Origin of the sequence: Streptomyces sp. NPDC014733 (assembly GCF_043083385.1) — a bacterium.
In the GTDB taxonomy this organism is placed as follows: domain Bacteria; phylum Actinomycetota; class Actinomycetes; order Streptomycetales; family Streptomycetaceae; genus Streptomyces.
In genome coordinates this window covers 134,645-155,518 of record NZ_JBIBYO010000013.1, presented here as the reverse complement: position 1 = coordinate 155,518, position 20,874 = coordinate 134,645, and the positions used below count along the sequence as shown (strand labels likewise).

At 72.2% G+C, this 20,874-nt stretch carries 16 protein-coding genes, 1 tRNA gene and 1 other RNA gene; 13 read left to right on the top strand and 5 right to left on the bottom strand.

The features are described 5' to 3' along the window. The first annotated feature begins 128 nt into the window (after positions 1 to 128). Positions 129 to 1,319, top strand: a complete 1,191-nt coding sequence (locus ACF1BH_RS25560) for a serine hydrolase domain-containing protein (protein ID WP_391645980.1) — start codon at positions 129 to 131, stop codon at positions 1,317 to 1,319. An 846-nt stretch (positions 1,320 to 2,165) separates the two neighbouring features. Here ACF1BH_RS25560 and ACF1BH_RS25555 read toward each other — a convergent pair. Then, positions 2,166 to 2,253, bottom strand: a tRNA-Ser gene (locus tag ACF1BH_RS25555). 131 nt (positions 2,254 to 2,384) lie between these two features. Here ACF1BH_RS25555 and ffs point away from each other — a divergent pair. From ffs to ACF1BH_RS25510, 9 genes are all read left to right on the top strand, one after another. Then, positions 2,385 to 2,483: signal recognition particle sRNA small type (ffs, locus tag ACF1BH_RS25550), an RNA gene on the top strand. Between the two features lie 44 nt (positions 2,484 to 2,527). Further along, the gene (locus ACF1BH_RS25545; RefSeq protein ID WP_391645978.1) at positions 2,528 to 4,954 is read left to right on the top strand and encodes a DNA polymerase III subunit gamma and tau; all 2,427 of its coding nucleotides are present in this window, start codon (positions 2,528 to 2,530) and stop codon (positions 4,952 to 4,954) included. Between the two features lie 264 nt (positions 4,955 to 5,218). After that, positions 5,219 to 5,566, top strand: a complete 348-nt coding sequence (locus ACF1BH_RS25540; protein ID WP_078654103.1) for a YbaB/EbfC family nucleoid-associated protein — start codon at positions 5,219 to 5,221, stop codon at positions 5,564 to 5,566. Positions 5,567 to 5,649: 83 nt separating this feature from the next. Then, positions 5,650 to 6,249: a recombination mediator RecR gene (gene recR / locus ACF1BH_RS25535; protein ID WP_030285547.1), complete on the top strand. Its 600-nt coding sequence runs from the start codon at positions 5,650 to 5,652 to the stop codon at positions 6,247 to 6,249. Next, positions 6,242 to 6,904, top strand: a complete 663-nt coding sequence (locus ACF1BH_RS25530; protein WP_030285546.1) for a DUF5063 domain-containing protein — start codon at positions 6,242 to 6,244, stop codon at positions 6,902 to 6,904. The genes recR and ACF1BH_RS25530 overlap by 8 nt, the downstream gene beginning before the upstream one ends. A 418-nt stretch (positions 6,905 to 7,322) precedes the next feature. Then, entirely contained in the window at positions 7,323 to 8,594 is a 1,272-nt protein-coding gene (locus ACF1BH_RS25525) for an aspartate kinase (protein ID WP_391645975.1), read from the top strand. 545 nt (positions 8,595 to 9,139) lie between these two features. Continuing rightward, a complete protein-coding gene (locus ACF1BH_RS25520) occupies positions 9,140 to 9,820 on the top strand; it encodes a SigE family RNA polymerase sigma factor (RefSeq protein WP_391645973.1) in 681 nt (226 codons plus the stop codon). Continuing rightward, the gene (locus ACF1BH_RS25515) at positions 9,817 to 11,016 is read left to right on the top strand and encodes a hypothetical protein (RefSeq protein ID WP_391645971.1); all 1,200 of its coding nucleotides are present in this window, start codon (positions 9,817 to 9,819) and stop codon (positions 11,014 to 11,016) included. The genes ACF1BH_RS25520 and ACF1BH_RS25515 overlap by 4 nt, the downstream gene beginning before the upstream one ends. Positions 11,017 to 11,164: 148 nt before the next feature. Further along, positions 11,165 to 11,992, top strand: a complete 828-nt coding sequence (locus tag ACF1BH_RS25510; protein ID WP_391645969.1) for an SURF1 family protein — start codon at positions 11,165 to 11,167, stop codon at positions 11,990 to 11,992. A gap of 23 nt (positions 11,993 to 12,015) precedes the next feature. Here ACF1BH_RS25510 and ACF1BH_RS25505 read toward each other — a convergent pair whose 3' ends face one another. Further along, a complete protein-coding gene (locus tag ACF1BH_RS25505; protein ID WP_391645967.1) occupies positions 12,016 to 13,815 on the bottom strand; it encodes a S9 family peptidase in 1,800 nt (599 codons plus the stop codon). Between the two features lie 179 nt (positions 13,816 to 13,994). Between ACF1BH_RS25505 and ACF1BH_RS25500 the strand changes: the two genes are divergently transcribed. Continuing rightward, positions 13,995 to 14,828 carry a class I SAM-dependent methyltransferase gene (locus ACF1BH_RS25500; protein ID WP_391645965.1) on the top strand — a complete coding sequence of 278 codons (834 nt, stop codon included), beginning with the start codon at positions 13,995 to 13,997 and terminating at the stop codon, positions 14,826 to 14,828. A gap of 44 nt (positions 14,829 to 14,872) precedes the next feature. Here ACF1BH_RS25500 and ACF1BH_RS25495 read toward each other — a convergent pair whose 3' ends face one another. The 3 genes from ACF1BH_RS25495 to ACF1BH_RS25485 all read right to left on the bottom strand — a co-directional run bounded on the left by ACF1BH_RS25495 (position 14,873) and on the right by ACF1BH_RS25485 (position 17,344). Continuing rightward, the gene (locus ACF1BH_RS25495; RefSeq protein ID WP_391645963.1) at positions 14,873 to 15,541 is read right to left on the bottom strand and encodes an O-methyltransferase; all 669 of its coding nucleotides are present in this window, start codon (positions 15,539 to 15,541) and stop codon (positions 14,873 to 14,875) included. 60 nt (positions 15,542 to 15,601) lie between these two features. Further along, positions 15,602 to 16,828 carry an MFS transporter gene (locus ACF1BH_RS25490; RefSeq protein WP_391645961.1) on the bottom strand — a complete coding sequence of 409 codons (1,227 nt, stop codon included), beginning with the start codon at positions 16,826 to 16,828 and terminating at the stop codon, positions 15,602 to 15,604. Positions 16,829 to 17,032: 204 nt separating this feature from the next. Next, positions 17,033 to 17,344: an ArsR/SmtB family transcription factor gene (locus ACF1BH_RS25485; protein ID WP_391645959.1), complete on the bottom strand. Its 312-nt coding sequence runs from the start codon at positions 17,342 to 17,344 to the stop codon at positions 17,033 to 17,035. Between the two features lie 526 nt (positions 17,345 to 17,870). Between ACF1BH_RS25485 and ACF1BH_RS25480 the strand changes: the two genes are divergently transcribed. After that, entirely contained in the window at positions 17,871 to 19,283 is a 1,413-nt protein-coding gene (locus tag ACF1BH_RS25480; protein ID WP_391645957.1) for a family 2B encapsulin nanocompartment shell protein, read from the top strand. Positions 19,284 to 19,576: 293 nt separating this feature from the next. Further along, complete coding sequence (locus ACF1BH_RS25475; RefSeq protein WP_391645955.1) at positions 19,577 to 20,869, top strand: family 2 encapsulin nanocompartment cargo protein terpene cyclase; 1,293 nt, start codon at positions 19,577 to 19,579, stop codon at positions 20,867 to 20,869. Positions 20,870 to 20,874 lie beyond the last annotated feature (5 nt).

Here is a 20,874-nt window from a genome sequence, read left to right as displayed (position 1 = left end):
TCGCCGGGCGGCCCACCGGCGGCCTCCCCCGATCGGGGGAGCGACTTCTCCTGCCTTCCCGCGATGTGGCCGAAGGGCCCCGCGAGCCAGGATTCCTGTCCCGACCACGATCTTCCGGGAGATGACTTATGCGTGCTCAGACACGGCAGGGCCTTCGCTTCTCGATCCGGCGCCAGTGCGGCCGACGGCGACGGGCCGTGACGGCCGCGGCCGCAGTCACCATCGGCGTCATGACAGCGGGCATCCTCGCTCCGCCCTCCGCCTCCGCCTCCGCGTCCGCGTCCGCCTCCGCCAGGCCGGACGCCGTGCAGCGGGCCCTGAACACGCTGGTGCGCGACGAGGCGATGCCTGCCGCACTGGCGAGCGTCAAGGACCGGAACGGCCGTACCCGCACCTACACCGCCGGAGCCGGTGACCTGGCCACCGGGTCGAAAGTGCCCAGGGACGGTCAGGTGAGAATCGGCAGTAACACCAAGTCGTTCACCGCGGTCGTGGTGCTGCAGCTCGTCGGCGAGGGAAAAGTCGACCTCGACGCCTCCGTCGACACCTACCTGCCCGGCCTCGTACGCGGAGAGGGCATCGACGGGCGCCGCATCACGGTCCGTCAGCTCCTCCAGCACACCAGCGGACTTCCGGAGTACAGCAGCCATCTCGGGGACGACGTGCGGTACTACGCCCCCCGTGAACTGCTCGCCACAGCACTCCGCTACCCGGCCGAATTCGCCCCCGGGAAGAGCTGGAAGTACAGCAACACCAACTACGTGCTCGCTGGCCTGATCGTCCAGAAGGTCACCGGCCACCCACTCGCCGACGAGATCGACCGGCGCATCATCAAGCGCGTCGGGCTGCGTCACACCTACTTCCCCGCTCCCGGTGACGCGAGCATCCGAGAGCCCCACCCTCACGGCTACTACCGGGAATCGGCGAAGGCGCCGCTGCGCGACGTCACGGAGATCGACCCGTCCTGGGGCTGGGCGGCAGGCCAGTTGATCTCCACCAACTCCGACCTCAACCGCTTCTTCACCGCGCTCCTCGCCGGCCGCCTCCTGCCCTCGGCCCAGCTCGCCCAGATGCGCGCCACCGTCCCGGCCGAAGCGACCTTCGGCCCGGGCGCCCGCTACGGTCTGGGACTCGTCAGCAGGCCGCTACGGTGCGGCGGCCTCTCCTGGGGCCACGGCGGCAGTTTCCCCGGGTACGAGACGCGGGGCGGTGTCACCGACGACGGCCGCGCCGCCGATGTCGCGGTCACCACGCAGCTCACCGGCGCGGCGGCCCGGAGGAGCCTCGAACGCGCGGTGGATACCGCCCTGTGCCGCTGAATCCCGCCGGGGTGCTTCGTGTTCCGTCGATCCGGAAATGACGTCAGGCCCGTGGACACGTCCCCGGTGCTTCCGGTCGCGGATCTGATCGGCCGGCTCTGGAATCGTGCTCCGGATCCCGTGTCTGCGCAGGTGAGCACGGTTGGCGCGCGGGGAGTACGCCCTGTCTCACCGCACTCGCAGGGGTTTGCGTCTGGGGCGCCCATCGCCGGGCTCGGGAAGGCGGATGGCTCCGAGGACCGGCTCGAACTGCGGGCTGTCGCCCCGCCGGCCTGCCGTGACCAGCGGCGACAGCGGCTTCTGGCCCTGCTCGCACGCCAGATGGATCTTAGTGGTGAACCTTCAGGTGACCTGCCCAGCCCGTGCCCGATCCGCTGATCAAGATCCTTCGCCGGCGCCAGGAGGTACAGGAGCGGGAACAGGTCGCGGCCGACGCCGACGGGGAGGGCAAGGGGTACGTGTTCGCCTCACCGGTAGGTGGACCGCTGAGCCCGAACACCGAACTTCCACGTCCGGAAGCGGTCCCTTCGGGATGCGGGCGCACGGGACGGCCGTCCTCATGACGCTCGCCACACCGCCGCGACCGTGCTCCTGATTCTCGGCGTCCCGGACGTCGTGATCGACTCGATCACGGGTCGGGAGGCGGGCACATCCGCCCGGATGAGCGCGCGGTACCTGCATGTGCCCGACGCCATGCTGAAGAACGTGGCGCAGAAGCTCGCGGAGGCCATCCGGGGCCCTCGCCCAAAGCTCTTGTGGACAAAACCAGGCCAACGAGGTCTGAGGAACGCCGAAGGGCCCCGCTGCAAGCAGCGGGGCCCTTCAACATCGTGCCCGGTGAGGCACTGGCGGAGGATACGAGATTCGAACTCGTGAGGGGTTGCCCCCAACACGCTTTCCAAGCGTGCGCCCTAGGCCACTAGGCGAATCCTCCGCCGCAAACAATACAAGACGTTGAGGGGTGCTCGCGACCATGATCCGGAGGGCGGGGATCCGGGTGGGGGTGAGAGGGAGTCGCAGGTGGGGGCGGGTCGTGTTCGGGGGCGGGGATCGGCTACTGTGGTGCGCAGCCCCTCACGTGGCGCTATCTGACTGAACTCCCCCAGGGCCGGAAGGCAGCAAGGGTAGGTCGGCTCTGGCGGGTGCGTGAGGGGCGTTTGCGTTTGCGGGCGGCCCGATTGTCGGTGGGGGCCGATATCGTCGTATGCGTGTCGTCCCTCGCGCTGTACCGCCGCTACCGACCCGAGACCTTCGCCGAGGTCATCGGGCAAGAGCACGTGACCGATCCGCTCCAGCAGGCTCTGCGGAACAACCGCGTCAACCACGCGTATCTGTTCAGTGGCCCGCGCGGCTGTGGCAAGACGACCAGTGCGCGCATCCTGGCGCGCTGCCTGAACTGTGAGGAAGGTCCCACCCCCACGCCGTGCGGCACCTGCCAGTCCTGTGTGGACCTGGCGCGCAACGGCCGGGGCTCGATCGATGTGATCGAGATCGACGCCGCCTCCCACGGTGGCGTGGACGACGCCCGTGACCTGCGGGAAAAGGCGTTCTTCGGGCCCGCTTCCAGCCGGTACAAGATCTACATCATCGACGAGGCGCACATGGTCACCTCGGCGGGGTTCAACGCCCTGCTGAAGGTGGTCGAGGAGCCGCCGGAGCATCTGAAGTTCATCTTCGCGACGACGGAGCCCGAGAAGGTCATCGGGACGATCCGTTCGCGTACGCACCACTACCCCTTCCGTCTGGTGCCGCCCGGGACTCTGCGGGACTACCTCTCCGAGGTGTGTGAGCGGGAGTCGGCGCCGGTCGAGGACGGGGTGCTGCCGCTGGTGGTGCGCGCCGGTGCCGGTTCGGTGCGTGACTCGATGTCCGTCATGGACCAGCTGCTCGCCGGCGCCGGTGACGACGGTGTGACGTATGCCATGGCGACGGCGCTGCTGGGGTACACCGACGGATCGCTGCTGGACGCGATCGTCGAGGCGTTCGCGGCCGGGGACGGCGCCGCGGCCTTCGAGGTCGTCGACCGGGTCATCGAGGGCGGCAACGACCCGCGCCGGTTCGTCGCCGATCTGCTGGAACGCCTGCGTGACCTGGTCATTCTCGCCGCGGTGCCGGACGCGGGGGAGAAGGGGCTGATCGATGCGCCCGCCGATGTCGTGGAGCGGATGACGGCACAGGCGTCCGTGTTCGGCGCCGCGGAGCTGAGCCGCGCCGCCGATCTGGTCAACACCGGTCTGACGGAGATGCGCGGCGCCACCTCGCCCCGCCTCCAGCTGGAGCTGATCTGCGCCCGGGTGCTGCTGCCCGCGGCGTACGACGACGAGCGGTCCGTGCAGAGCCGGCTGGACCGGCTGGAGCGCGGTGTCGGCGCGGCCGGGCTCGCCGGGGGCGGCGGGGCCGCGTTCGCGGGCGGCGGTGCGCCGGTGGTCGAGGGCGGCGGCCCCGCCGTCGGGTACGTGCCCGGGCCGGAGGCACATCCGGTGGGCCCGCCCGCGGGTCCGGCGGGTCCGGCGGCGGCGCGGGCGGCGGTGCGCGGGGCGACCGGCGCTCCGGCCGCTCCCGCTGCGGCCCAGCCCGCCGCGGCTCCGCCCGCGGCCGCTCAGCCGCCGGCCGCCGGGCCCGCCGAGGTCGCGGCGCCGCGGAGCGGTTCGCACGCGGCCGAGCAGGCCGGGGAGCAGGCGCGCCCCGCCGGCGCCTGGCCCGGCGGTGCGGGCGGCCCGGCGGCCGGTGCGCCGGAGACGGCCGCTGCGGCGCCCGCCGCGGCGGGCGAGGCCCCGGCTCCCGCGCGGCCCGGTGCCTGGCCCGGCAGCGGTGGCGCAGGTCAGGGCGAGACCGCGCGGCGGCCCGGTGGCTGGCCGTCGGCCGCGGCCCCGGGACAGGGGACGCGTCCGGCCGCCCCGGTGCCCGCAGCGGCTCCGCAGCAGCCCGCCGCGGCGGCGCCCGCACCGCGGGCCCCGGCCGGGGGCGGGCAGGGCGCGGCGCAGGTACGGCAGATGTGGCCGCAGATCCTGGATGCGGTCAAGGGCCGCCGGCGCTTCACCTGGATTCTGCTGAGCCAGAACGCCCAGGTCTCCGGCTTCGACGGCACCACGCTCCAGATCGGCTTCCCCAACGCCGGGGCACGTGACAGCTTCGCCAACGGCGGCAGTGAGGACGTGCTCAAGGACGTGCTCGCCGAGACGTTCCATGTGCAGTGGCGGGTCGAGGCCATCGTCGACCCCTCGGGCGGCGCCAACCCGCCGGCCGGTGGCGCCCGCGGTGGCAGCGGCGGGGGTGGCTTCGGCGGCCAGGGCGGCGGTTACGGCGCAGGTCAGGGCGGGGGCTACGGCGGCCCCGCGCACTCCGGCCCGCCGTCGTCCGCGCCCGCGCAGGGCGGCCCGGCGGCCGGGGGAGGCGCCTCCGGCGGCAGCCAGGGTGCCCGGATGGCGCGGGAGGCCGTGTCGTCGCCGTCGGCCGGCGGCCCGGGCGGCCGTTCCCCGGAGCCCGAGGTCTCGCCCGAGCCGCCGCCGGTGTCCGTCGAGTACGACATGCCGGAGGAGGACGACCCCGATCTCGTCGACTCCGCCCTGAGCGGCCACGACCTCATCGTGCGGGAGCTGGGCGCGACGGTGGTGGAGGAGTTCAACAACGAGTGAGACGGCGGGGTGCCCCGGGCCCGGGTGAGGTGTCCGGGACCCCGCCGGGCCGCTCCGCGCAGGTTCCGGCGGGCAGCCGCCGCCCGTACCGCCGCGGGTGGTCGGACGGCTCCGTTCCGTTCACCCCGTAGGGGGAGGATGAGGGGACGGAGCAGGCCGGGCGGACGGGTGGCGGCTCGTCCGTACGGCGTAAGGCGCCGGTCCCGGGAAGCACGTAGGCTCGGGCTACCGCACCAATCGTTGTCGTATGGCAGGAGTCACGTCGTGATCCCCGGTGGTCAGCCCAATATGCAGCAGCTGCTCCAGCAGGCCCAGAAGATGCAGCAGGACCTTGCGGCCGCCCAGCAGGAGCTGGCGGAGACGCCCGTCGAGGGTTCGGCGGGCGGCGGCCTCGTCAAGGCGACGGTGACCGGCTCCGGTGAGCTGAAGAGCCTGGTCATCGACCCGAAGGCGGTCGATGTCGACTCCGCGGAGGAGACCGCCGAGACCCTCGCCGACCTGGTGCTCGCGGCCGTCCGGGACGCGAACGCCAGCGCCCAGCAGCTTCAGCAGAGCAAGCTCGGCCCGCTGGCGCAGGGCCTGGGCGGCGGAATCCCCGGCCTGCCCTTCTGAGGCCCGGGGCCGGCCGCGGTCTCCCCTTTCCGGCGGTGGCCAACTAGCGTACTGAGCAGGGCAGAAGAGAAAGAAGACGTTCCGTGTACGAAGGCGTGGTTCAGGATCTGATCGACGAGCTGGGCAGGCTGCCCGGCGTCGGTCCCAAGAGCGCGCAGCGGATCGCCTTCCATGTCCTGCAGGCCGAGCCGACCGATGTCCGCCGGCTCGCGAACGCGCTGATGGAGGTCAAGGCGAAGGTTCGGTTCTGCAGCGTGTGCGGCAACGTCGCACAGGAGGAGCAGTGCCGGGTCTGCCTGGACCCGCGCCGCGACCCGGCGGTCATCTGCGTCGTCGAGGAGCCCAAGGATGTCGTGGCGATCGAGCGGACGCGGGAGTTCCGCGGCCGGTACCACGTGCTCGGCGGGGCGATCAGCCCGATCGAGGGCGTGGGGCCGGACGATCTGCGGATCCGGGAGTTGCTGGCCAGGCTCGCCGACGGCACCGTCACCGAGCTGATCCTGGCCACCGACCCGAATCTGGAGGGCGAGGCCACCGCCACCTATCTGGCACGCATGATCAAGCCCATGGGGCTGAAGGTGACGCGACTGGCCAGCGGACTGCCGGTCGGGGGAGACCTGGAGTATGCCGACGAGGTCACGCTCGGGCGGGCCTTCGAAGGGAGGAGACTTCTCGATGTCTGATGCCACGCTGCACAACGCGACGCAGAATCCCGATGACTTCGCCGTATCGATCTCCGACTCGATCGAGAGCTTCATCGTCGCGGTGACCGAGGTCGCCAAGGGTGACGAGCCGGACAGCGCGGTGCCGTTCCTGCTGCTGGAGATCTCCCAGCTGCTGCTCACCGGCGGACGCCTCGGCGCCCACGAGGACATCGTCCCGGACGAGCGATACGAACCGGACAGCGGCCCGGAGCCGGACGCCGACGAGCTGCGCGAGCAGTTCGCCCGCCTCCTGGACCCGGTCGACGTGTACTCCGAGGTCTTCGACCCGTACGTGCCGCGCAGCGAGCCGGTGGCCTGCCGGATCTCCGACGACCTCGCCGACATCGTCACCGATCTGCGGCACGGGCTCGCGCACTACCGGGCGGGCCGGGTCAGCGAGGCGCTGTGGTGGTGGCAGTTCTCCTACCTCACCAACTGGGGTCCGACCGCGTCGGCGTCGCTGCGTGCGCTGCAGTCGCTGGTCGCGCACGTCCGCCTGGACCAGCCGCTGGACGCGCTCGACGGGCTGGACACCGACAGCGGTGCCGGCGGCGACGAGGAGCGGCTCGCCGAGGAGGCGGGCAAGGTCATGGCGGCGGAGATCGCCGGGCCGCTGGGGCTGGACCGGGCCTGAGCCGCCGGGCCCGGCGGTCTCCGGACGGCCGGGCCGAAGCGGTGGCGAAGCCTCCGGGGGGCGCGGTCCGTGGCCGGTGTGCGGGGCGGTACCGGAGGGGTGGGCGGGGCGCGGCCGGAGTGGCGGAAACCGTGTGCGCCGGGGCCGTGGCGGTGTGTGACCTGGCTTACGTTCCCGTGTGCTCCGTGCCGGAGCGGGCATGTGCTGGCCGAGCGGGCGCGACGGGGCGCCACGCGGAGCCGCCGCGGGACACGGTGATCATCGGCGTACGAAGATGATCGATGGCTGAGCATTGTGTCTCACCATGCGGTATCAGCGAGGCGGTTTCCGCCTGCTCGTTAAACTGAGTCGACCGCAGTACCCCCATTTCCGGGGGTCCGGGAGGAAACTCCCGAAGAGACAGTTGCGAGGAGCGCACGTGGGCCTTGTCGTGCAGAAGTACGGCGGCTCATCCGTTGCGGATGCCGAGGGCATCAAGCGCGTTGCCAAGCGAGTCGTCGAGGCCAAGAAGAACGGCAACCAGGTTGTCGTGGTGGTTTCGGCGATGGGCGACACGACGGACGAGCTGATCGATCTCGCTCAGGAGGTGTCCCCGATTCCATCGGGGCGCGAGTTCGACATGCTGCTGACCGCCGGAGAGCGAATCTCCATGGCGCTGCTGGCGATGGCGATCAAAAACCTCGGTCATGAAGCGCAGTCCTTCACCGGCAGCCAGGCCGGTGTGATCACCGACTCCGTGCACAACAAGGCGCGGATCATCGATGTGACGCCCGGCCGCATCCAGACCTCCGTCGACGAGGGCAACATCGCCATCGTCGCCGGGTTCCAGGGCGTCTCGCAGGACAAGAAGGACATCACGACGCTCGGCCGCGGCGGCTCGGACACCACCGCCGTCGCGCTGGCCGCCGCGCTGAACGCCGATGTCTGTGAGATCTACACCGACGTCGACGGCGTCTTCACCGCCGACCCGCGGGTCGTCAAGAAGGCCCGGAAGATCGACTGGATCTCCTTCGAGGACATGCTGGAGCTGGCCAGCTCCGGTTCCAAGGTGCTGCTGCACCGCTGCGTCGAGTACGCACGCCGTTACAACATCCCGATCCACGTCCGCTCCTCGTTCTCGGGGCTCAAGGGCACGTGGGTCAGCAACGAACCGCAAGGGGACCAGCCGATGGAGCAGGCAATCATCTCGGGCGTCGCACACGACACCTCCGAGGCGAAGGTCACGGTCGTCGGCGTGCCGGACAAGCCGGGCGAGGCCGCGCGCATCTTCCGCGCCATCGCGGACTCCGAGGTCAACATCGACATGGTCGTCCAGAACGTCTCGGCCGCCTCGACCGGACTGACGGACATCTCCTTCACGCTCCCCAAGGCGGAGGGCCGCAAGGCCGTCGCCGCCCTGGAGAAGACCCGCGCGGCGGTCGGCTTCGACTCGCTCCGTTACGACGACCAGATCGCCAAGATCTCCCTGGTCGGCGCGGGGATGAAGACCAACCCGGGCGTCACCGCGACGTTCTTCGAGGCGCTGTCGAACGCCGGGGTGAACATCGAGCTGATCTCGACCTCCGAGATCCGTATCTCGGTGGTTACGCGCGCCGACGACGTGAACGAGGCGGTGCGCGCGGTGCACACCGCCTTCGGGCTCGACACGGACAGCGACGAGGCCGTGGTCTACGGCGGCACCGGGCGCTGACCCACCGGTACGGACCGGGCGGTCCGCTCCCCGCGCGTGACGCGGGGGCGGGCCGCCCGCTTTTTTGGCCGGCGCGGAGCGGCGGCGCCGGGCGGCTTCGGAGCGTCACCGGCCGGTCGGGGAAAGGCGTTCCGAAAGGCGTTCCGGGATTCGGGTGTCGCGGCGCCGACCCCCTACGACATACTTGCGAAACGTGTGAAGATTCTGTGATCGGGCCAGGGATTCCGGTGTCCTGTGCCTGGTCAGAGGCGTCTCGGCGCATCCGGTCAGGAGGCCCGGAACCGTCCGGGAACCGGCGGTCGGGAGCGGAGCGTCTTGGGCCCTGCCCCGCGGGGCGTCGGGACGGGCGAGGGCCCCGGGGTGCGCGGCGCCCGGGTGGTCGCGGCGTACCGGCGGCGGTCCCGGCGCAGCTGAGGCCGGAGTGGACGCGTCGGGATATATGGGGCACCGAGGAAGAGCTGGGGCGCAATGAGGGCATACAACGCGACACCGGAGACGGTGGCGTGCGCGTACAACCCTGACGGGGAGATGTGTGTCCAACAGGCGTGGCAGAGGTTCTCGCATTCACGATCGCCCCGGGGGGCGCAGCGGGCGCGGCAGTGCGTCCGCCGCACGCCCGTGGCGCCGGGGGCATGCCGGTGATCGCGCCCTGGCCCACCACGCGGCCCGGCAAGCTCCCCGCCCCGCGTGGCGACGCCGACCAGCGCGGTGACGCCGACGACCCGGCGGCCACCGGCACCAGCGTCGACCACCTCACCGAGACCTACCGCGCCCACTACCGCTCCCTGCTCGGGCTCGCCGCGCTGCTCCTCGACGACACCGCGTCCTGCGAGGACGTCGTCCAGGAGGCGTTCATCCGCGTCCACTCCGCCCGTAACCGCGTCCGCGAGCCGGAGAAGACGCTCGCCTATCTGCGGCAGACCGTCGTCAACCTCTCCCGCTCCGCGCTGCGCCGCCGCATCATCGGCCTCAAGTTGCTCTCCAAGCCGATGCCGGACATGGCCAGCGCCGAGGAAGGCGCCTACGACCTGCTGGAACGCGATGAGCTGATCCGGGCGATGCGCGGGCTCCAGCGCCGCCAGCGCGAGGTGCTGGTGCTGCGCTACTTCGCCGACATGACCGAGGCGCAGGTCGCCGAGACGCTGGGCATATCGCTCGGCTCGGTCAAGGCGTACGGCTCACGCGGTATCGCGGCGCTCCGCGTCGCGATGGAGGCACCGGCATGAACGGCAACCCCCTCGACCCGGCCCGTGCACACTCCGGGGCGGGCGATCCCGTCGGCCCGGACGGTGCCGGAGATGTCGTGCATTCCGGAAGTGGGGACGGCGGCCACGCCGGTCCCGGCTGGGCGCAGGGCGCCCGGGACGCCGGCCACCGCGGCGAGAGCCCCGGCTCCGGCGGCGACGGATTCGGCGACGAGGAGGCGCTGCGGCGGCTGCTGCAGTCCTCCGTCGGCGACCTCGAACCGGCGCCCGACGCCCTGGACCAGATCCGGCACGCGGTCCCCGCCCGGCGCAAGCGCCGCCGGCACGCCGTGGTCGGCGCCGCCGCGGCCCTGCTGCTGGGCGGCACCTCCATCCCGGCGATGGTGCAGGTCGTCCACCTCGACGAGGCCCCCGGCGACCGGCCGGCCAACGCCGCGGGGAACCGGCAGACCGACGCCACCGACGGCGCTCCGGACGGCGGCGCCACCACCCGCGGACGCAAGCCCGCCGACGGCGGCGCGGCGGACGGCGGCAGCGGCCACCCCGCCGGCGGCCGTGGCACCTCGGCGGAGCCCCACCGCCCAGGGGACGGCCACGGCGCGGGCAGCCCGGACCCGTACGAGACGGATGACGTCACCTCGCCGGCCTGCGGACGCGACCAGCTCGGCAAGGGCACCGGCAATGTCGCCCCGGCTGACTCCGAGGGCCGCGTCTACGGCGCCTTCCGCGTCGTCAACACCTCGGCCACCCCCTGCTCCGTCGACGGCGCCGGCACCGTGGACGTCGTGGCGCAGGGCGCCGCCGACACCGCCCGCATCCATGTCGTCGACCACACCAGCGGCGATGAGGCCACCGGCCTGCCCGACCCTGCCACCGCCCCTGACCAGCTCGTTCTCAAGCCGGGGCAGGCATACGAGATCAAGTTCGCCTGGATTCCGGCGTCCGGTGGCTGCAACGGCTCCAAGCCCTCGCCGTCGGCCTCCCCGTCCAGCCCCTCGGAGGCCCCGGCCGCCGACGACAACGGGCAGGACACCGGCGGGGGGAGCGGTGACTCCGGCGGGGGGAGCGGCGGCAGTTCGGGCGGCGGTGGCGCCGCGGCCGGCGGCATCGTCCTCAGCCACACCCCGGAATCCGGCGACCCGATCGCCGCCGACGCCACCCTCACCGATGCCTGCGCCGGGACCGTCTACCGGACCGGCGTGCTCAACGGTAAGTAGCCGGTACGGGGAAGAGCCGGTACGGGAAGTAGCCGGTACGGGTAAGGGCCGGTCGCCGTGGGGGCCGCCTCCGGCGGGCCCGGCAGGGGGCGGCGCTCTGCGAGGGGGCGGTGCGGGAGCGTGGCGCGGGCCCCGTACCGTGGGAGGCGTGTACCGGTTCCTGCTGACCCCGCGGTGGTGGGGAATCAACGTCTTCGCCGTACTGGCGATCCCCTTCTGCGTCTTCATGGGCAGCTGGCAGCTCGGCCGCTTCGAGGACCGCGTCGACTCGCATCAGCAGCAGGCGGACCGGGCCGCGGCCGCCGAGACGGCCGCCGCCCGGCCGCTCGACAGCCTTCTCCCCGTCGACCAGGTCACCTCCGGCCGCCAGGCCCGCGCCCGCGGTACGTACGACGCCCGGCACCAGCTGCTGGTCCCGGACCGCACCCTCGACCGCAAGGCCGGCAGCCGCCCGGGCTTCTACGTCCTGACGCCGCTGCGCACCGACGGCGGCAAGGCGCTGCCGGTCGTCCGCGGCTGGCTGCCCGGTGACGCGGACAACCCCGCCGACACCGCCGAGGTGCCCGCCCCGCCGACCGGTGAGGTGACCGTCACCGGCGCCCTCCAGGCGTCCGAGAACGTCGGCACCAGCGGCGTGCGGTCCGGTGGCGGCCTGCCCGCGGGGCAGCTCGGGATGATCAGCGCCGCCTCGCTGGTCAACATCGTGCCGTACCCGGTCTACGACGCCTGGATCACGCTCGGCGAGACCTCAGCGCCGCTGAAGGCCGTACCGCCGGCCGCCGCGGAGGGCAGCGGACTCGACCTCAAGGCGTTCCAGAACCTCGGCTACACCCTTGAGTGGTTCGTCTTCGGCGGGTTCGTCGCCTTCATGTGGTTCCGGCTCCTCCGCCGCGAGGTGGAGGCGGCCCGGGACGCGGCGCTGGGGATCGGGGCCGATGTGGCGGAGGGGGAGCCGGAAGGCGTTCCGGCCGGTTAGCGGCTCCCCCTCCGCGCCTCGGCTCAGCTCTCCCGCTCCTTGAGGTACCGCAGCGCGAAGTCCAGCTCCAGGCGGACCTGCTTGATGCGCTCCTCGACGACGAGGGAGCCGTGGCCCGCGTCGTAGCGGTAGACCTCGTGCGGGTGGGCGCGCTGCTCCAGGCGCTCGACGTAGTTCTCCACCTGCCGGATCGGGCAGCGGGGGTCGTTGACGCCCGCGGAGATGTAGACCGGGGCCCGCACCGCGTCCACGTAGGTGAGCGGGGACGACGCCTCGAAGCGCTCCGGGACCTCCTCCGGGGTGCCGCCGAGGAGGGTGCGGTCCATCGCCTTCAGGGCCTCCATCTCGTCGTGGTACGCCGTGACGTAGTCCGCGACCGGGACGGCGGCGAGGCCGAGGGCCCAGGCGTCCGGCTGGGTGCCGAGGCCCAGCAGGGTGAGGTAGCCGCCCCACGAGCCGCCGGAGAGGATCAGCCGCTCGGGGTCGGCGAGGCCGGAGGAGACGGCCCATTCGCGGACCGCGGCGATGTCCTCCAGCTCGATCAGCCCGACGCGGTGCTTGAGCGCGTCCGTCCAGGCGCGGCCGTACCCCGTCGAGCCGCGGTAGTTGACGCGGACGACCGCGAAACCGTGGTCCACCCAGGCGGCGGGCGCCGAGGCGAAGGCGTCGCTGTCGTGCCAGGTGGGACCGCCGTGGATGTCGAAGACGGTGGGGAACGGGCCGTCGCCCGCGGGCCGCTGGACCAGGGCGTGGATCCGGCCGCCCGGCCCCTCCACCCAGGCGTCCGTGACCTCGACCGAGGCCGGGGCCTTCATCCCGGGCGGGTCGAGGACGACCGCGCCGCCGGTCGAGCGGACCTCCGGCGGCCGGGCGGCGGACGACCAGAGGAACTCCACGGTGCCGTCGGGCCGTGCCGTCGCGCCCGAGACGGTGCCCGCGGGGGTGTCCACCCGCGTCAGTCCGGCCCCGTCCGCGCCGAGGCCGTGGCGCCACAGCTCGCTGCGGGCCTGGTACTCGTGCTCGATCAGCAGGGCCGAGCCGTCCGGGTACCAGTCGGCGCCCACGTCGCCGGGGAGGTCGATGCCGAGGGCGGTCTCGACGCCGGTCAGCGGGTCCCAGATCATCGGCTCCCAGCGGCCGCGCCGCTGGTGGCCGACGAGCAGCCGGGTGTCGCCGGCGACCGGCGCGAAGCCCATCACGGACAGCCCCAGCTCCTCGGTGCCGCCCTTGGTGTCGTCCAGCTCGGCGACGGTCGAACCGTCCGGCCGGACGACGCGGATCGCCGAGTGCATGGCGTCGCCGTGCTCGGTGTGCTCGATGGCGATCAGCGAACCGTCGTGGGAGTAGTCACCGACGCCGGCCGATTCCTGGTGGCGGTAGATCTCCACCGGCTCCTGGCCGGGCCGCACGACATGGATCGTCGAGCCCTCCTCGTCCGTGGAGCGGCCGACGACGGCGGAGCCGTCCCGGCCGAGGGCGAGTCCGGCGGGGTAGGAGGGGGCGAGACCGGGCGTGGCCGGTTCGTCGGCGCCGCCGTCGAAGGGCTGCCGCAGCCACACCCCGAACTCGTCGCCGTCGGTGTCCGAGAACCACCAGATCCACTCGCCGTCGGGCGACAGCGTGCCGTCGGTGGTGCCGTTCGGCCGGTCCGTGGCCTGACGTTGGTGACCGGTCTTCCGGTCCCAGGCGTACAGCTCGAAGGTGCCGGTCGCGTTGGAGACGAACAGTGAACGGTCGGGGGCGTCCTCCGCCCAGTCGGGCAGGGAGACGCGCGGTGCGCGGAACCGCTTCTCCCAGGTGGGCATGGACTCAGCGTCAGTCATGCTCCCTATCAAACCTGATACGCCGCAAACGGTGCACGGGCCGTTCCACGGGCGGTTCCCGGGCCCGTCGTGACCGGCCGGCACACGGCCCCGGAGGACGCGGTGCCCGGCGGCGGCGGTCGGCACCGGCGCCCGCAAAATGTGTGGCGACCGTCCACACCGGTGGATAGCTTCGCGGTATGCGACCACACACCGGCCCCGACGACTGGCGCGAGGCCAACCGCGCACGGTGGGACGAGCGGGTCCCGCTCCACCTGGAGAGCGACTTCTACGACCACGAGGGGTTCCGGCGCAGCCGGGACGCGATCCGCCCCTTCGAGGCGGCGGAGGTCGGCGAGGTCACCGGTCGCTCCCTGCTGCACCTGCAGTGCCACTTCGGGCAGGACACCCTCTCGTGGCTGCACCGCGGCGCCTCCCGCGTGGTCGGCCTGGACTTCTCCGAACCGGCCGTCGACGCCGCCCGCGAGACCGCCGCCGACCTCGGCCACGACACCGACCGCGCCTCCTTCGTCGTCGCCGATGTGTACGACGCGGTGGAGGCGGTGCCCGACAGCGCCTACGACATCGTCTACACCGGCCTCGGCGCCCTCAACTGGCTGCCGGACGTGGAGCGGTGGGCCGAGACCGCCGCGTCCCTCGTCGCCCCCGGCGGCTTCCTCTACCTCGCCGAGTTCCACCCCTTGTGCGACGCGCTGGACGATTCCACGGGCTCCCGGGTCACGCACGACTACTTCAGCCGCGACGCGTGGGTGGAGGAAACCTCCGGTTCGTACACGGACTTCGGTGCCCCGACGGTCAACAACCGCTCCGTCGAATGGCAGCACCCGATCGGCGACGTGGTCAGCGCGGTCGCCGCGACGGGGCTGCGGATCGAGTTCCTCCACGAGCACGACATGACGCTCTTCCAGCGCTTCGGCGCACTGGAACGCGACGCCGACGGCTTCTACCGCCTGCCCGCCGGCCGCCCGCGCATCCCGCTGATGTACTCCCTCAAGGCCACCCGGCCCGCCTGACCGGACAGGGGGCGCCCCCGGCGGGCGCCCCCGCGGGAGTACCCCTACGCGACCACCCGGGCCAGCGCGAAACCGTCGTACCCCTTGCTGCCGACGGTCTGGATCGCGGTCGCCGACAGCCTCGGGTCCGCGGCCATCATCTCCAGGCAGCGACGGGTGCCCCGGATCGCGGGCTCCGGGGCGGCCGGGTCGGCGACCTTTCCGCCGCGGACGACGTTGTCGCAGATGATCAAGGACCCGGGGCGGGTGAGCCGCAGCGCCCACTCCAGGTAGTGCGGGTTGTTGGGCTTGTCCGCGTCGATGAAGACCAGGTCGAACGGCTCGGCGCCGTCGTCCGCCAGCGCCGCCAGCGAGTCGAGCGCCGGGCCGACCCGGACCTCGGCCACCCCGGACAGCCCCGCCCGGTCGAGGTTGGCGCGCGCCACCTCGGCGTGTGCCACGTCCGCCTCCAGGGAGATCAGCCGCCCGTCGGCGGGGAGCGCGCGCCCCAGCCAGATGGTGCTGTAGCCGCCGAGGGTGCCCAGCTCCAGGATCCGGCGCGCGCCCTGGGTCTGCGCGAGGAGGTGCAGCAGCTTGCCCTCGGTAGGGGAGACGGCGATCGGCGGCAGCCCGGCGGCGTCGCTGGCGCGCAGCGCCGCGTCCAGGGCGGCGTCGTGGGGGGCGAGCAGCGGGGCGAAGTAGCTTTCGACGGCGTTCCATTGGTGCTCTGACACGGGGACTTCCCTCATCTCGTCGGCGTCGCCAAGGAACGTACCCGGCCGCGGTTCGCGGTGTCAGGGGAATACGTCGCCGGCGGTCGCCGCCTCCACGTCGGGCCCGGCGGGCACCGCGCCGTGCTCCGGCGCCGCGCCCGGCCGCTCGCCCCATGCCAGCCGCAGCGCCACGGCGACCAGCGCAGCGAGGGCGAACGCGGCGCCGGTCCAGGGGAGCGCGCGGGTGCCGAGCGCCGCCAGCGACCAGCCGCCGACCGTCGTGCCCACCGTGATGCCCAGGTTGGAGAACGAGACGAAGAGGCTGTTGCCGAACTCCGGCGCCTGCCGCGTATCGCGCCCCAGCCAGCTCTGGCACACGATCAGCCCGCCGGAGTGCACCACCGCCCACACCGGAACCAGCGCCGCCACGGCCGGCAGCCGCGCCCCCAGGGCGAACAGCGCCGCGAAGACGGCCAGGCACAGGACGGGGAAGGCGGCGGCGGTGCGGCGCACCCCGCGGCGCAGCAGCGCGGCGAAGGCGAAGTTGCCGAAGATCATCACCACGCCGAACACCAGCAGCATGGCGCTGATCCAGGAGCCGTTCATACCGGTGACGGTCGCCAGATACGCCGCGAAGTAGCCGTAGACGGAGAACAGCGCCGCGAAGACGAGGACGACCGAACCGAGCGTCAGCCACGTCCGGCCGCTGCGCAACACCCCCAACTGCGTGCCGTACGAGAGCCGTTCGGTCACCGGCATCGCGGGCAGGAACCGCACGAGGGCCACCAGGCCGAGCAGGTTGACCGCGGCGCCGCACCAGAAGGCGGCGGGGAGGGAGAAGTGGTCGGCGAGGTAGGACGTCAGCGGCACCCCGAAGGCGAAGCCGACGGTGACGCCCGCGAAGACCCGCGCCGTCGCCCGTGCCGGTTCCGCCGCCCCGCCGAGCCGCACCGCCGTGGCCAGTGCGACGGAGAAGAAGACCGGGTGCAGCAGCGCCGGTACGACCCGGAAGGCGAGCGTCAGCCCGAAGCTCGTGCTGAGCGCGTAGACGGCGTTCGACACGGCGAAGACGCCCATGGTCACCGCCAGCACGACCCGTCGGTCGACCGCCGACGACACCAGCGTCATGAACGGCCCGGACACCGCCACGACCAGCGCGAACACGCCCACGAGCAGGCCCGCGGTGCCGGTGCCGACCCCCAGCCGGGCCGCCATCTCCGGCAGGACGCCGACGATCCCCATTTCCGTGGTGATGATGCTGAACACCCCCAACGCGAGCGCCGGAAGCGCCACCGCCTCTCTCCTCATCGCCGGGTCCTTTCCTTCGGGGTGGGTTCCTGTCCGTAGAAGCAGCGGTGCAGCGGGCAGCGGCATCCATTGATCTACGTACCGGGGTTTCTCGATATGTTTGCCTGTGTGGCTCCCGGGCCTGTCAGGGCTCAGGGGGCTCAGGGGTTACGGGCGGCTCGCCGGTTCACGGGCCGGGCCGGGGTGTGGGCCGGGTCCGGCGACTCAGAGTGTCTCGCGGACGTACGTCGCGAACGCCTCGATGGTGCGCTCGTTGCGCCGGTAGTAGGTCCACTTGCCGATCCGCTCGGACTCCAGCAGGTCCGCGTCCCGCAGGATCTGCAGATAGCTGGAGACCACGGACTGCGAGAGGCCCGACCGGCTCCGGATGTGACCGACGCAGACCCCGATGTGGAAGCCGAGGCCCTGCCGGCGGTAGGCGTCCTCGTCGAAGTGCGCGGCCGGATCCTTCAGCCACTCCAGGAACTGGAGCCGCGCGGGGTTGGCCAGCGCCTTGTAGATCGCCAGGGGGTCCATGGTGCCGCTCCCTCCGCTCCGGTCGCCGCGTCCACCTCGGACGCGTCGCATCTACTTTTTGCGATGTGTCGGTGAATGTCAAATGCGGGCCGTCGGGTGCGCCGGGCGTGCCGGGCGCGGCCGACGGGGGCCGGGGCGGTGAGGAGACGCACCTACGGGGCCCCGCCGCCCCGGCCCGCCCCGTTCGTCACGGGCCAACGGGGCGTCAAATAAGTTCCCCCATATATCAGAAGAGTGATTCCCCGCAGGTCCCTTTTCGTATTGCTGACCTGCTCCGTATCGGGAAGTCCGAAAACATGTGACCCGTCTGCTAAACCTCAAGCCGCCCAAGGTCACCGCATCGAGGTAACACCGGCGCTCTTATTTGCGTGAGCTGGGAGTCCTGCCCCTTTACTGGTCTCCGGGAGTCGGACGGAATTCTGAAATCCGTCCGCTTACCGCAATTTCCCCGCGCCCCCCATCCTCTTTCCACCTTTTCTCGGTGGCCCGCGCACGCCGCCACCCCCTGCGAAGGAGAGCTCGCCAGATGACCGTTGAGACCGGCCAGGAGGCCCTGCCGGCCCCCTCCGAGCAGTCCAGCCTGAGCACCGCGGCTGCCCGCAATCTCGCCACCACGACCAAGTCCGCCCCGCAGATGCAGGAGATCACCTCCCGCTGGCTGCTGCGGATGCTGCCCTGGGTCGAGGCGAAGGGCGGCGCCTACCGGGTGAACCGCCGACTCACCTACACCCTCGGGGACGGCTGCATCGAGTTCGTCCAGGACGGCTCCGACGTCCGCGTCATCCCCCGCGAGCTGGGCGAACTGGCCGTGTTGCGCGGCTTCGACGACGATCAGGTGCTGAAGACCATCGCCGACCGCTGCGTCCAGCGCGACTTCCGCGCCGGTGAGGTGCTGGCCGAGCGCGGCGCCCCCGCCGAACGCATCCACCTCGTGGCCCACGGCCGGATCAGCCAGACCGCCGAGGGCAAGTACGGCAGCGACGTCCCCGTCAACATCGTCGCCGACGGCGGCCACTTCGGTGAGCAGGCCCTCCTGGACGGCGAGGCCACCTGGGACACCACCGCCACCGCGGAGACCGCCGGTACCCTCCTCACCCTCTCCCGCGCCGACTTCGACGCGGTCATGGACAACGCACCGCAGCTCCGGGCCCACGTCGAGCAGGTCCGCTCCCTGCCCCACCAGCGGCAGAACAAGCACGGTGAGGCCGAGATCGCGATGTCGGCGGGCCACACCGGCGAGCCCGAACTCCCCGGCACCTTCGTCGACTACGAGTTGAACCCCCGCGAGTACGAACTCTCCGTCGCACAGACGGTCCTGCGGGTCCACACCAGGGTCGCCGATCTCTACAACGGCCCGATGAACCAGACCGAGGAACAGCTCCGGCTCACCATCGAGGCGCTGCGCGAGCGCCAGGAGTACGAGCTGGTCAACAACCGCGAGTTCGGCCTGCTCCACAACGCCGATTTCAAGCAGCGGATCCAGAGCCACTCCGGCCTGCCCACCCCGGACGACCTCGACGACCTGCTCTCCCGCCGCCGCGGCACGAAGTTCCTCTTCGCCCACCCCCGGGCGATCGCCGCGATCGGGCGCGAGTTCAACGCCCGCGGCCTCTACCCGGACCACGTCGACCTCGGCGGCCAGCAGGTCCCGGCCTGGCGCGGCGTCCCGATCCTGCCGTGCAGCAAGATCCCCGTCACCAAGGAGAACACCAGCTCCATCCTCGCCATGCGCACCGGCGAGGAGAACCAGGGCGTCATCGGTCTCCACCAGACGGGCCTGCCGGAGGAGTACGAGCCGGGCCTGTCCGTGCGGTTCATGGGCATCAACGAGCAGGCGATCATCTCGTACCTGGTCTCCACCTACTACTCCGCCGCCGTACTCGTACCGGACGCGCTCGGCGTGCTGGAGAACGTGCAGATCGCCCATCGGCGCAGCTAGGGGGCGTCTTCCCGGTCTTCGTGGGGTCGTGACGCCCGGCACCGCACCTCGCCGCGTTGCCGCCCCACCCACGGACGACCAGTCCGCGGGAGAGGCTCCGCCTTGCGATCCACGGCACCGGACGCCACGACCTGATCCTCGAAGACCGAAAAGACACCCCCTGGGGCCCCTCCGCCCGGTCCCGCGGGCGGACGGCGGGACGGCGGCCGCACCGGCCACGACGGCCCGGACCCTCCCGGGCGAGCACGCCCGGGATCCGGGGCAGCCCACCCCATCTCACCAAGGAGCTACGGATGTCCGATCCCGGGCCTTCTTCCCTGCAGCCGGGTCTTCCCGCCGCTGCGGCCCGCGCCGGGGCCCGCCCCGCCGCGGGCGCCCGGTCCGCGCTGCCCGGCCCGCCCTCGTTCGCCCGGACCGTCCGCACGGGCGCGCCCGGCGGCGCGCAGGCCGGCGGCGCCGCGCGGGAGGGCGCCGCCGCGGTGGAACGGCCCGCTGTCGAAAGGATCCTGCGCGGCCCCAGCGGCCTCGGCACCGTCGGCCTGCGGCCGCGCCGCCGGGAGGAGCCGGCCGCGCCGCAGGAGCCCGCCCCGTCGGGCCCGCCCGCCGCCGGCTCGCCGATCCCCGGGCTCTACCACCACCCGGTGCCGGAGCCCGACCCGGTGCGCGTCGAGGAGGTCGGCGAACGGATCAAGCGGTGGGCGGTCGACGAGGTTCAGGCGTACCCACCGGAGTGGGAGGACCAGTTCGACGGGTTCTCCGTCGGCCGCTACATGGTCGCCTGCCACCCGGACGCGCCGACCGTCGACCACCTGATGATCGCCACCCGGCTGATGGTCGCCGAGAACGCCGTCGACGACTGCTACTGCGAGGACCACGGCGGCTCACCCATCGGCCTCGGCAGCCGCCTCCTGCTCGCCCACACCGCCCTCGACCCGCTGCACACCACGAGCGAGTACGAACCGGCGTGGCTCGCCTCGCTCCAGTCGGACGCCCCCCGGCGCGCCTACCGCTCCGCCATGGAGTACTTCGTCCGGCAATCCAGCGACTCCCAGGCCGACCGGTACCGGCACGACATGGCCCGCCTGCACCTCGGCTACCTCGCCGAGGCCGCCTGGGCGCAGGAGGACCATGTGCCGGAGGTGTGGGAGTACCTGGCGATGCGTCAGTTCAACAACTTCCGCCCCTGCCCGACCATCACCGACACCGTCGGCGGTTACGAACTTCCGGCCGATCTGCACGCGCTGCCCGCCATGCAGCGGGTGATCGCGCTCGCCGGGAACGCCACCACGATCGTCAACGACCTTTACTCGTACACCAAGGAACTCAACAGCCCCGGCCGTCACCTCAATCTGCCCGTGGTGATCGCCGAACGGGAGGGCGTCTCCGACCGGGACGCCTATCTGAAGGCGGTCGAGGTCCACAACGACCTCATGCACACCTTCGAATCCGAAGCCGCCGCCCTGGCCGCCGCCTGTCCCGTGCCGACCGTGCTCCGCTTCCTGCGCGGGGTCGCCGTATGGGTCGACGGCAACCACTACTGGCACCAGACCAACACCTACCGATACAGCCTGCCCGATTTCTGGTAAGAAGT